Below are 12962 nucleotides of genomic sequence, written 5' to 3'. Positions count from 1 at the left end.
ACGATAATTCACAACGCAATAATTTAATAACTGATAATTCAATAACTCAATAATTCGATAATTCAATAATTAAATACATATGTCTGTCAAAACAACACAATTTAAGCATGTAAGCTACCTGTGGGATGATGCCAAAGCAGCCGGGCTCGCCGGCGATGAGGTAGCATTATTAATATACCGATCCAACTTATTAGGTGCCGATTTGCGGTTAACTAATTATGGCGGGGGCAACACATCCTGCAAGGTTGTCTCCAAAGACCCATTAACCGGCAGCGATGTTGAAGTAATGTGGATTAAAGGATCGGGCGGCGACATTGGTACGTTGAAAAAAAGCGGTTTGGCAGCCCTGTACGTCGACCGGCTGCGCAGCCTTAAAAATGTTTACCGCGGTGTGGAATATGAAGATGAAATGGTTGAGTTGTTTAATCATTGTATTTACGACCTGGCATCAAAAGCACCGTCAATTGATACTCCTTTACACGGCTTTTTACCTTTCAAACATATCGATCACCTGCATCCCGATGCGGCTATCGCTATCGCGGCAGCAAAAGATGGTAAAAAAATAACACAGGAGCTTTTTGGCGGTACTATAGGCTGGGTAGAGTGGAAAAAGCCGGGCTTCGAGCTGGGTTTGCAATTGAAACAATGTTTAGACGAAAATCCCGGCATCCGTGGCATCATGTTAGGTTCGCACGGTTTATTTACCTGGGGCGATACGGCTTATGAAAGCTACGTTAACACATTAGAAGTAATTGAGCGCTGTGCCGAGTACCTGGAAGAAAACTACGGCAAAAAAGCCCCGGTTTTTGGCGGACAAAAAATTGAAAGCCTTGACGAAACAGGCCGAAAAAAGCAGGCTGCCGCAATTGCTCCTATTCTGCGTGGTTTTTGCTCGAGCGAGCGCCACATGGTTGGGCATTTTACGGATGATGCACGTGTGCTGGAGTTCATCAACTCCAATGATCTTGATCGTTTAGCGCCATTGGGCACCAGCTGTCCCGACCACTTTTTGCGGACAAAGATCAGTCCGCTGGTATTGGATCTCACTCCTGGCGAAGATTTGAGCGACGTTAAAGCTTTACAGGAGCGCCTGACACCTGCGTTTGAAGCTTACCGCCAAATGTATACCGATTATTATAACACTTGCAAGCACGAAAACAGCCCGGCTATCAGGGATACCAACCCGGTAATTATCCTTTATCCGGGGGTTGGCTTATTCTCTTTCTCGAAAGATAAACAAACCGCCCGTGTTGCGGCAGAGTTTTACACCAACGCCATCAATGTAATGAAGGGTGCCGAGGCGATATCAGAATATACATCGCTGCCACGCCAGGAAGCATTTGATATTGAATACTGGTTGCTGGAAGAAGCCAAGTTACAACGTATGCCAAAGCCAAAAGCGTTATCAGGCAAAATTGCCTTAATAACCGGCAGTGCAGGTGGTATAGGCAAAGCCATCGCCAAAAAATTTGTTGATGAAGGCGCGGTTGTGATACTAAACGACATGAATGCAGAACGTTTGGAAGGCGCAGGCGAAGAATTTAAAAAGCTGTACGGCAAAGACTCGTATGCCACCGCAGTGCTTGATGTTACCAATAGCGAACAAATTGATTCGGCATTAACAGTTGCCGCCCTGGCTTTTGGTGGAGTGGATATTGTAATCAACAACGCGGGCTTATCCATCTCCAAATCAATTGGCGACCATACCGAAAAAGATTGGGACCTGTTATATGATGTTTTGGTAAAAGGCCAGTTCTTTATTACCCAAGCGGCCGTGGCCATCATGAAAAAGCAGGCTATCGGTGGCGATATCATCAACATTGTAAGCAAAAACGCCTTAGTAAGCGGACCAAACAACGCAGGATACGGCTCTGCCAAAGCCGCACAATTACACCTGAGCCGCTTAAACGCTGCCGAGTTAGGCGCCGATCACATCCGTGTAAACGTGGTTAACCCGGATGCGGTTATCAGCGATAGTAACATCTGGGCCGGTGGCTGGGCCGAGGGACGTGCAAAAGCCTACGGCATCACCGTAGCCGAACTACCTGCCTACTACGCCAAACGCACCTTATTAAACGAGGTAATTTTACCGGCAGATATTGCCAACGCATGCTTCGCCTTTACAGGCGGCCTGCTCAACAAATCAACCGGCAACGTGTTGAATGTTGATGGTGGCGTAGCGATGGCTTTTGTTCGTTAAGCAAATGGTTCGTAGATCATAGTTCGTGGTCTAAAAAATATGTCATTGCGAGCGATAGCGTGGCAACCTCATCGCCAAATGCATTCCGGCCATGCAATCGGCACATGTATGGCTACGAGGTTGCTTCGTCGTTCCTCCTCGCAATGACATAGTTTAAATTACAACAGAAGAGAAATATAAACCGATAAACATGCAATTAGAGAAGAGCATAATTGAAGAAGCTAACCACAAACAATACCCCGCGCACCAACGCAGGTTTGATTTTGTGGCAGAGGATATCAGCGGACTGGACACCATCCTGAAAAAATTAGGTGATTTTAATATCGCCATACCAAGCTGGGCTTTAGGTACAGGCGGCACACGTTTCGGCCGGTTCTCGGGCGGTGGCGAACCGCGCAGCCTGGAAGAAAAAATTGAAGATGTGGGTTTAATTCATGCATTAAACCGCAGCAGCAATTCTATTTCGCTACACATTCCCTGGGATATCCCTAAAAACGCGGATGCTATTAAAGCACATGCCGCACAATTGGGGCTACATTTTGATGCGGTTAACTCCAATACCTTCCAGGACCAGGCAACGCAGGAGTTGAGCTATAAATACGGTTCATTGCACCATGTAGATAAAGCTGTGCGCAAGCAAGCTATTGCCCACAATATTGAAGTCATTAAGTATGGGGTTGAGTTAGATTCAAAAGCATTATCGGTTTGGTTATCCGATGGATCAAATTTTCCGGGGCAACTAAATATGCGTGGCGCTTTTGAGCGTACGTTGGAAAGTTTGCAGGAAATTTACGAAGCCCTGCCAGCCGATTGGAAGGTTTGGGTTGAGTACAAACCTTACGAGCCTAACTTTTATTCGACCACTATTGGCGATTGGGGCCAATCCTACCTGTTATCGTCCAAATTAGGCAGCAAGGCACAAACCCTGGTGGATTTGGGGCACCATTTGGGCAGCACCAATATTGAGCAAATTGTTGCTTTATTACTAATGGAAGGCAAGCTGGCCGGTTTCCACTTTAACGACTCTAAATATGGGGATGATGACCTTACCGTAGGCAGCATCAACCCATACCAATTGTTCCTGATATTTAATGAACTGGTAGAGGGTATGGATGCCCGCGGTATGAACCATGCAACAGCCATTGGCTGGATGATTGATGCATCGCATAATGTGAAAGACCCTATCGAGGATCTGATCCAATCGGTAGAAGCCATTAAAATTGCCTATGCACAGGCCTTATTAGTTGATGTAACCGCACTAAAACAAGCGCAACAGGATAATGATGTAGTTAAAGCACAGGAAATATTGCAGCATGCTTACCGTACTGATGTACGCCCGCTATTGGCCGAGGCACGTTTACGTGCAGGAGGAACGCTGGATCCCCTTGCCTTGTACAGGGCACAGGCCGTACGTAACCAATTGATTAACGAACGCGGGGCAAAAGCGGTATCAACCGGATTATAATATGGCGCAAATACCTGTTATAGCTGTTTTTGATGTTGGAAAAACCAATAAGAAGCTGTTCCTGTTCGATGAAAACTACAAGATAGTTTTTGAACGTACAGCCCGCTTCACCGAAACCCATGACGAAGATGGCGACCCATGCGAAAACCTGGATAGCCTGCGCCTGTCGGTATTTGATTCGCTACGCGAGATTTTTAAGCATAAAGAGTTTGATTTAAAAGCGGTCAATTTTTCTACCTACGGCGCAAGCTTTGTTTATGTAGATGAGGATGGCACCCCGCTTACCCCATTGTATAATTACCTTAAACCATATCCACCAGAGTTGAGCAGGCAGTTTTACCAAACCTATGGCGACGAAGAGCGGTTTGCACGTGAAACTGCCTCGCCGGTTTTGGGCAACCTTAACTCGGGTTTACAACTATACCGGCTTAAATACCAGCAGCCAGAGGTGTTTAAAAAAATAAGATATGCCCTGCACCTGCCCCAATACATGAGTTACCTGTTAAGCGGCCAAATGGTTACCGATTTAACCAGCATAGGCTGCCATACTGCCCTTTGGGATTTTACTGCAAATGACTATCACAAATGGCTAACAGATGAGGCTATACTGCCTAAAATGGCCCCGCTAAAGCCAGCTGATAGTGTTTTACCATCTGTGTTTCCGGGTAGCAGGTTTTGCGTGGGGATTGGCCTGCATGATAGCTCGGCAGCGCTTATCCCCTACCTGGTAAGTTTCAACATGCCCTTTGTACTCATATCAACAGGCACATGGTCTATCAGTTTAAACCCGTTTAACCAGACACCCCTTACCGCAGATGAGTTGAAAAACGACTGCCTTAACTACCTGCAATACAAAGGCAGCCCGGTTAAAGCTTCACGCCTGTTTACCGGGCACGAATATGAGCAACAGGTAAAAAGAATAGCAGACCACTTTAACCGGGATATTATCATTTACCGGACCATTAATTATGACGCAGCGATTGCAGCAAAACTAAACCTGCATAACAGCGGGTTAACGAGCAGCAAACAGGATGGAGAACTACAAAAGTCGTTTTTTGAACAGCGGGATTTAAATGATTTTGCCGATGATATTGAAGCCTATCACCAATTGATGATAGACATTGTTAATCAGCAAACCGTATCAACTAACTACGTATTGCAGGGCTGTAAGGTGCAACGAATTTTTGTAGATGGCGGTTTCAGTAAAAACAGTGTGTTTATGCACCTGCTGGCACTGGCCTATCCCCAGCTGGAGGTTTATGCCGCATCAATGGCCCAGGCTACCGCTGTAGGCACAGCCTTAGCTATCCATTCCTGTTGGAACAGCAAAGCGCTGCCCCATGATTTGATTGAGCTGAAGTATTATTCGGGAGCAAAAGAGGTCGTTTAGATATTAATTTATTCTCCTCCTGTCATTCTGAACATAGTGAAGAATCTATTTTACGCCATGCATAACCGAATGCAAAATTCGCGAATAGATGCTTCGTACCTACCCATGACATGTTTCTTTTTCTGTCATCCTGAGCGATAGCGAAGGATCTATTCTACGCCATGCATAACCGCCAAAAAAGTTCGCGAATAGATCCTTCGTTCCTCAGGATGACAGTCGTTTTTTTTGATTGTCATTCTCCCTTCAGAATTTCGCGAAATTTTACCACTCAGCATGACAGGGGGAGGATGTCGTTTTATACCGCCTTCACCAACCCCACAATATCCCCCACAACGCCGGCGTCTTTAATAATCCTTTCGTGCCCAAGTTCAAAATATTCGTGCGTAATAGTCTCTGGATTAACGCTCAAAAATTCCTGCAAATAAATATAAGGCGATACCCTGTCTTCCCGATCAAAAGCCAGCCAATGCTTTAGCGCCCCGGTTATGTGTTTGCTGTTGATATCGAAATAAGAAGCATCCAGTTCAAAAAGCTCCCTGAAACTTTCAAAAAAATTTTCCTGTGCCGATACCGGTACTTCGGCGGCATTCATCGTGGCTTTAAAGTTTTCTTTTAGTTTAATTAGCGGGGCAATGCTAATCTGCAAAGCCGGTTTAATATTAGTTTCGTTTATGGCTATCACGTTGGCCATGGCCCCCAATGAATGACCTATCATAACATCCGGTGCACCATACCGGCTGATAGTTGCCTCGGCAGCTTTTGCAAATAATATCAGGTTGGATAGTTCCCCTTCCGAACTGCCATTGCCCGGCGCGTCAAAGGCAATGATCTGGATATCATCAATTGCTTTTAACCCGGTTATCACTTCATCAAAATCAATCGCTTTTGATCCCCAGCCATGTGTTATCAAAACTTTTTTGCTGCCATCGCCCCAAATAAAACCATTAAAGTTTAATACCGATTTTGCAAAATGCGGATCGTCAACCGGCAGGGTAAACTTTTCTGCTTCATCTAACAATTGCTGTTGCTGTAACCTCGGCGGCATTTTGGGCGAATAGCAGATGAGTTGCCAAAGCATAGCTGTTAAATCAACATCTTCTTTATTCTCTAAAGCGAGGATGTGGCGGTGCAATAGTTTTAGTTTCTTCATGAGGCTGTAGCGTGTTCAGAAAGCGAATGTAATAAAATGCTTAGTGACCAGCGTCCCGAAAAGGCCAAACCCGCCCTTCAGGGCGCCGGGGGCTACTTCCCTCTGCCCAGCCACAACAAACTATTGATAAGCAACTGGTTTTGCGTATCGTTATCAAAGGTGTAAGATAAAGTACGGTTAGTGCCTCCGTCATAATCCATATCATTGTGGCCCATGTTAAAATAAACCATACGGTATTTTTTATTTGTCCATACCACGGGGTAGTAACCGCTGTGCCATATTTCATATTGCTTAGGCCCGTTACCCAGCGGAAAACTGGCCGAGTCGATAGTTAACAAGATCTCAATATCCGGGTTCTTGCGCAAATCATGCTCCCATCGGTACCATTCGTTAGGCTGGGTTTTAAAGGTGACAGGCAGGCCACGGGTTACCGGGTGTCTAGCGTCCTCTACCCTTAAAATGGCCGGGGTTGGGTGCCAGGTATTGCTTACATATTGGCCTGATCCCAGGAACTCGTTATGGTACCAATCCCAGTTTTGAGGATAATCTGAAGGAGTAAGCGCAAAAGCCGAAAAGTGGAAACCCATCCAGCCGCCCCCGTTTTTTATGTACTTTTCAAACGCGGCACGCTGAGCAGGGTCATCAGGCCGGGTATCTAAAAACAATACCACCTGGTATTTGGCCAGGAAAGCAGCATTCATATTGCTCCAATTGTTAGTAGAATCGTAGGTGAAATTGTATTTTTTTCCTATCTCCGGAAAACGCTTATTGGCCTCGTGCATAAAGCTGATATGGGCCTTATCATTACGACCGGTATAAAAAGCTATTACTTTAAAAGGCTTATTTTTTTGTGCGCCAGCTGTAAAAAAACTCAGGCAAACAATACACAGAATAGCTGTCAGCACAGCGAGTTTTGAAACACGGATATTCATGGTTGATGTTTTGGTTTATTGAGCATAAAGCTAAGCCATTTTTATTCAAAAATAAATAGATGCACATCCATTAAGATTTAAAGTAGTTGTATGATTTGCTGCAAGTCGGTGAAATCTCATGCAACCAGTGAAATCCAGCCAAAAAAACAGCCGCTGCATTACTGCAGGCGGCTGCCCCTAAGCTATTGTCCCTGATTACATAACTTATTATTCAAAAGTATCCTATCTCCATCTTAAAATTAACAGGGGTAATACGGATTCATCATTCGGATTTTACGGCTTTTTAATTGGGGATTTTACGTGTAACTGCTAAATACCACAAATAAAAATGCCCGGTTTGCAGCGCAACCAGGCAGGGGATATTAAATTTAGGTTTATAAGTCGTTATATCAACCACAAGATACAACTTTTTGGAATAAAACCAATTTATTATAATTAAAAAGAAAATATATTTTTCAATTTAGTTAAATAACATAACCAGGTTTCCGCTAAAGCCTATTAAGGTGTAATGCTGATTATAAACCAAAATAATCATCGATACTTTTGCCTATTACCTGTAAAGGAATTTGGTGATTCCCGAAGCGATGCTCAACCACCTCCCAGCAGTCGGCACCTACCTTAGTTATGGTATGAAATGAAGAATGACTAAAAACGCTAAAAACTGTAGTTTTTCCTATAGCCGACTGTATAACCTTGTAGGTTCTTTGGTCAACTTGTAATTCAAATGATTCCATTGTATAGTTTACCAAAACTATCACGCGGGCCGCGCATAAACAAGTGTAAGCACCCCGTGTTTTAACCCATAGCACAGTAGGTGTTTTAACGGGGTACAATGCTGTTAAAAAGGCTCGCGATGCTTGCCAGCTCGTAGGATACAACAACAAAATTGCGTAAATGGTTCGCATAGCTGCCGCTTGGCAAAAATGAAAGTTGGTTTACTCAAAAAATAACTTTCTTGCCAAACGGCCAAAATCTAACCTTAAAACTATTATTTTGCGGCATGAACATCCTCCGCTCGCTTGTAGTTTTTATAGTTGCCGGTTTGTGCGAAATTGGCGGCGGCTATTTAATATGGCAATGGTTAAAACAGGATAAACCAATGTGGTATGGCATTTTGGGCGGCATTATACTGGCCGCTTACGGTGTGGTAGCAACCTGGCAATCGGCCGGCTTTGGGCGGGTATACGCAGCCTATGGAGGCATTTTCATTTTAATGGCACTCCTATGGGCCTGGCGTGTTGACGGTTTTAAGCCCGACAGGTACGATGTAATTGGGGCCCTGGTAGCTTTGGCAGGTGCATGCATTATCATTTTTACACCGCGCGGAAAATAAACACGTTGCTATTCAACGGCATTTTTTTCTATTTGCTGATCAGATTAACGGCATGATCTCCATCATTGTCTCAGCAAAATAATATCTAAAAAGCAATAAATAAAAAAACAAAGCACAGTTGAATTTGTATTATAGTTAAGTTTTACTTTTTATTTAAATTATAACAAAATAATCACTACCTTAGTATTATCATACTAAATGTTAATAATTATGGAAAAATTAATAATATTAAGAATGTTTTTTTGCTTCCCATTATTTGGGTTGCTATTACCAGACGCAGGCGTTTTACTTTCAAAAAACCCGGGCAGCATACCGTTAACCCACATTGGTATTGAAACAGGGCTTATTTTTTGCATAGTGATTTGCACCGCTGCCATTAGCTATGGTAAAAAACGCGGCCAGATATTGGAAGATTAAAACCACAAGTCGTTTTGGGTATTAAGGTTAATGCAGCGGTAATTTGATTCTATCGCCTGGTGAATAACTCAGGTACAAATGGGGCTATTATGCCCCAAAATTCCTCTACCGTATAATTCCACAGATATTTTTGCCAAAATTTCAATACATTGGCTTTCGGTATAGCCTTTGCTCTACCGATATCGGTATTTTTATCGACATTTGATCAACAGCCATTTCTTAAATGAAAAAAGTCCTATTCCTCCTACTTTTACCGGTTACTACATTTGCTCAAACAGCAAACACTTATATCCAAAACGGAAATGCCAGGGCTAATGAAAAAGACTATAAAGGAGCTGTTCAAAATTTCACAAGGGCTATCGAATTAAATGATAAAAGCAGCGATGCTTATTTCTATCGTGCAAACGCAAATGGCAACCTCCGTGATTTTAAGTCGGCCATTGCCGATTATACTAAAACTGTTGCCCTCAAGCCCGATTTTACTACCGCATATTTTTATAAAGCAAATGCCGAAAGTAATGTGCAGGACTACCAGGCTGCTATTGACGATTTTAACCGGGCAATTGCACTGGGGCCCAAAACGGCCGAAATGTTCCTCTATCGGGGCAATGCAAAATCAAACCTTAAAGACTATGCAGGTGCCATTGCCGATTTTACGATAGCCTTACAGCTATCGCCGGATAGGGCAGAGATTTATGAATATAGAGGCATAGCTAAAAACAACAAAGGAAATTTTGCTGCTGCCATTGACGATTATAATATCGCCATCAAACTAAATCCCCAAAAAGGTGTCGTTTATGGGTACCGCGCCGGTGCAAAAGCAAGCATGGGTGACCAGAATGGAGCAGTTGCCGACTATACAATCGCCATAAGTATTAACCCTCAAAACGCCGAAGCTTTTTTATATCGTGCAAATGCCAAAGCCGAACTACAGGATTTTAAGGGCGCTATTGAGGATTACAAGAAGGCAGCCTCGATAAATCCGGAGCTCAAAAATGTTTTTCTTTACCTGGCCAATACCCAGGGCAAAATGGGCGACAGTAAAGGCGCGCTTGACTATTTTAACAAATCAATTGCGCAGCATCCCCAACTTGCCCTGCTATATCTTTACCGTGGTGTAGTTGAGAGCAACATGAATAATTATGAGGCCGCTATGGATGACTTCAACAAGTCAATTAGTTTAGGGAACAGGAGTGCCGAAGCCTACCAAAGCCGGTCATATGCAAAGCTATCTGCAAATAACCCTTCAGGAGCTAAACTGGATGCCGATACTGCAATAGCTATTGATCCTAAAAACATAAATGGCTATATAAGCCGCAGTAAAGCAAAACTGGCCATGAAGGACACCAGCGGCGTAATGGCCGACCTTGCCCTGGCCATAGCCATTAACGGCAAAAGCGACGAAGCCTATTTGGTGCGCGGCGACACTCACCGCGATCTTGGTGATATGGTGGCGGCTATAAATGATTACACAAAAGCCATTCAGGCAAATCCAAACTACACGTACGCTTATTTAAACCGCGCTATTGAAAAAGATAAGATGAATGATAAGATTGGCGCTGTAAGGGATTTTGAAAAACTGATAGCTATAGCACCAAAAAAAGAAGAAGCTTACACACGGCTGGGAAATGTGAGCAATTTTTATAAATACACAGCCAATGGCGTACAATTATTTACCGCCGCTATCGCGCTAAACCCGGTCAATTCAAATTTCTACCTGCACCGCGGCGAGGCTAAGGCTGCAGGAGGCGATCTTGCCGGTGCATTGGCCGATTTTGACGCGGGCCTGGCTAAAAACCCTAAAAACACCGCCATACTACTTAAACGCGGCTTGGTTAAGGCTACTAAAGACGATTACGCGGGTGCAATGGCCGATTTTAATACCTCTTTAAAAATCGATTCCACATCTGATGCCGCGGCTTTGCCGTATCAAAATAAAGGCTACATAGAAACCAAACAAGGCAACTATAAAGCAGCTATGAAAGACCTTGACAGGGCTGTTTCCATATTTTCAAACGAAGAAACTTTTTTATTCAGGGGCGATCTGAGGCTTATTTTAAAAGATTATGCAGGCGCAGCAGACGACTACCATAACGCCATTTATCTTAACCCTACCTACGCCAGGGCGCTGGCTCATAGCGGCATAGCCAAAAGCTACCTGGGCGATGCGCAAGGTGTAAATGAAGATTTTGCAGCTGCCCTAAAAGCCGACCCCAACAGCGCCGATACCTACACCGACCGTGCCGCTGCCAAGGTAAACCTAAAGGATGCCGCAGGTGCAGTTGCCGATTGCAACCAGGCTATAAAGCTTAATTTGAAACACTCACGTGCCTATTTGCAACGCGGCCTTGCCAAAATAGCGCTTAATGATAAAGCTGGGGCATGTGCCGATATGAATAAAGCCGCCGAATTTGGATCGAAAGATGCCCCGGCGGTTATTGCAAAGTATTGCAAATAACAAGAATGGCACTTATAGTCCGGAAAACCTTAGGCCCATAAAAAAACCAGGCCTCATTACGAAACCAGGTCCATTTATATTTTTTGACTTTTAATTCTGATTTTAGGGTTACTAAACCGCTTTTCTGCCCTCATTGTGCAGTTGATCGCGCAACTCTTTCAATTCTATTTCATAGGCACGCATACGCGCCTGCAAAATATCAACCTCAGTACGCATCATTTGTATTTCGGTAATTAATTTGGCCGATTCGGGTTTGTTGATCTTTTTTTCGCCGGTACCCAGAATAAGCCATTCTGGCGAGTATTTAAGCTGGAAACAAAGTTTTCGGATAAGATAGTAACTAATATCCTGTTTTTTGTTAACCACCTTGCTGATAAAACCCTGGTCGACACCGATAGCCGTGGCTAAGCCCATTTGGCCGCCGTGCTCCTGTACAATTACTTTTAACCGTTTTATTATTGCTTCGTCAGACATATTATGCCTGCAATAATAAGCAATTTGTTCATTAGTTCAATTGGTTCATTGGTTCATTGGTTCATTGGAACGCGGGCATAGAGGGCAAAAACTTTAAAGCACAAAACAATCATTGGCCCTAGCTGGTGATCCAACCAGATAAGACCAATGAATTAATGAACAACTGGCCAGTTAGTACCGTATTTCTTGTTTCGGAACCTCCACCATGCGTAGTAATTCGCTGAGATGCTTATTATATGTGGCAATACTTATTCGTCCTGATTTATAATCAGATGTTAGCTTTTGAAATTGTTGTTCGGCGTTTGAGGGGGCAGAGGTATTGTTAAAAACACTATTTAACCTATCCAGCTTTTGGCCAAGGCTTTGCATTAGCAATAAAGGCTCAACATCGTTGGTTTGATGTAATATTTGATTCACTTTACGGCGCTGTTGTTTATCAAAGTATAATATTAAAAACACAGCGGCGGATCCCAGGATTACAAAAAAGTAAAAAGCGTCCATAACATTAAAATTAATTGTAACTAACTACTTGTGTAATACGCTAATTTTAAACCTTTGGTTGCCGAATATTTAATAAAAGTTTTTAACAACTTAACAGAGGGTTAATTAAAAAAAGGCCAGGGTCAAGTGTTTTACCCTATTTATTGTTTTAACAGTCCATAATTAACAAGCTCTTTTTTTATCTGCTTTAAAAAGCGGTACTTTGTATTTACTTAATATAGTGCAAACAAAACAACATTTTAAAACGCTTACATTATATGAAACCAGGAGATAAGGTAATTTGCATTAATGACAAAATAGATCCAGAAAAAAGCGAAGAAATACGGCGCGATTTTGAGATTTGGATAACCAGGGATAAGGAATATACCATTCGTGAAATATTGGATAATAATGGCATTGTTACAGGCATATTATTGGAAGAAGTACACAATTTCCCTAAGTTTTTTAAACTTATAAACCGTTTCCAGGAACCTGCGTTTGCCCAATGGCGCTTCCGTAAGCTAAATTATGCCAGCCAGCCGGCAGAGGCACTAAGCGAAGTGGAGGAACTGATAGAACAACTGGAAAAAGAACAGCAACAGGTAAAAGTAAAATAGTAAATCAGATAATAAATCAGGCCGGCGAAACTCATATCATATATTA

General features: G+C 43.2%; 12 protein-coding genes. 7 read left to right on the top strand and 5 right to left on the bottom strand.

Features of this window, described 5'->3' with window-relative positions; translation table 11 throughout:
* The first annotated feature begins 79 nt into the window (after positions 1-79).
* From FSB76_RS25200 to FSB76_RS25190, 3 genes are all read left to right on the top strand, one after another.
* Positions 80-2200 carry a bifunctional aldolase/short-chain dehydrogenase gene (locus FSB76_RS25200; protein ID WP_147058348.1) on the top strand — a complete coding sequence of 707 codons (2121 nt, stop codon included), beginning with the start codon at positions 80-82 and terminating at the stop codon, positions 2198-2200.
* Positions 2201-2390: 190 nt separating this feature from the next.
* Entirely contained in the window at positions 2391-3665 is a 1275-nt protein-coding gene (locus FSB76_RS25195) for a TIM barrel protein (protein WP_147058345.1), read from the top strand.
* 1 nt (position 3666) lies between these two features.
* Positions 3667-5055: an FGGY-family carbohydrate kinase gene (locus FSB76_RS25190; protein ID WP_147058343.1), complete on the top strand. Its 1389-nt coding sequence runs from the start codon at positions 3667-3669 to the stop codon at positions 5053-5055.
* Positions 5056-5350: 295 nt separating this feature from the next.
* Here the strand turns inward: FSB76_RS25190 and FSB76_RS25185 are convergent, their stop codons facing one another.
* From FSB76_RS25185 to FSB76_RS25175, 3 genes are all read right to left on the bottom strand, one after another.
* Positions 5351-6205, bottom strand: a complete 855-nt coding sequence (locus tag FSB76_RS25185; RefSeq protein ID WP_147058341.1) for an alpha/beta hydrolase — start codon at positions 6203-6205, stop codon at positions 5351-5353.
* A gap of 92 nt (positions 6206-6297) precedes the next feature.
* Positions 6298-7137 carry a ThuA domain-containing protein gene (locus FSB76_RS25180; RefSeq protein WP_147058339.1) on the bottom strand — a complete coding sequence of 280 codons (840 nt, stop codon included), beginning with the start codon at positions 7135-7137 and terminating at the stop codon, positions 6298-6300.
* A gap of 515 nt (positions 7138-7652) precedes the next feature.
* Positions 7653-7871, bottom strand: a complete 219-nt coding sequence (locus FSB76_RS25175) for a hypothetical protein (RefSeq protein WP_147058337.1) — start codon at positions 7869-7871, stop codon at positions 7653-7655.
* A 266-nt stretch (positions 7872-8137) separates the two neighbouring features.
* On the opposite strand from FSB76_RS25175, the gene FSB76_RS25170 reads away from it, so the two are divergent.
* The 3 genes from FSB76_RS25170 (at position 8138) to FSB76_RS25160 (ending at position 11345) form a co-directional block, all read left to right on the top strand.
* On the top strand, positions 8138-8470 hold the full coding sequence (locus FSB76_RS25170; RefSeq protein ID WP_147058334.1) for a YnfA family protein: 333 nt from the start codon (positions 8138-8140) through the stop codon (positions 8468-8470).
* Between the two features lie 210 nt (positions 8471-8680).
* Positions 8681-8887 (top strand): hypothetical protein, encoded by a 207-nt coding sequence (locus FSB76_RS25165; protein WP_147058332.1) that lies wholly within the window; start codon positions 8681-8683, stop codon positions 8885-8887.
* Between the two features lie 223 nt (positions 8888-9110).
* Positions 9111-11345: a tetratricopeptide repeat protein gene (locus FSB76_RS25160; protein ID WP_147058330.1), complete on the top strand. Its 2235-nt coding sequence runs from the start codon at positions 9111-9113 to the stop codon at positions 11343-11345.
* 111 nt (positions 11346-11456) lie between these two features.
* On the opposite strand, the gene FSB76_RS25155 is transcribed toward FSB76_RS25160, so the two are convergent.
* Positions 11457-11819 carry a helix-turn-helix domain-containing protein gene (locus FSB76_RS25155; RefSeq protein ID WP_147058328.1) on the bottom strand — a complete coding sequence of 121 codons (363 nt, stop codon included), beginning with the start codon at positions 11817-11819 and terminating at the stop codon, positions 11457-11459.
* A 171-nt stretch (positions 11820-11990) separates the two neighbouring features.
* A complete protein-coding gene (locus FSB76_RS25150; RefSeq protein ID WP_147058326.1) occupies positions 11991-12320 on the bottom strand; it encodes a hypothetical protein in 330 nt (109 codons plus the stop codon).
* A 257-nt stretch (positions 12321-12577) separates the two neighbouring features.
* Here FSB76_RS25150 and FSB76_RS25145 point away from each other — a divergent pair, with 257 nt between their 5' ends.
* A complete protein-coding gene (locus FSB76_RS25145) occupies positions 12578-12916 on the top strand; it encodes a hypothetical protein (RefSeq protein ID WP_147058324.1) in 339 nt (112 codons plus the stop codon).
* Positions 12917-12962 lie beyond the last annotated feature (46 nt).

The sequence above is a fragment of the Mucilaginibacter ginsenosidivorax genome, from assembly GCF_007971525.1.
Classification (GTDB): domain Bacteria; phylum Bacteroidota; class Bacteroidia; order Sphingobacteriales; family Sphingobacteriaceae; genus Mucilaginibacter; species Mucilaginibacter ginsenosidivorax.
This window is presented reverse-complemented; position numbering and strand designations above follow the sequence as displayed.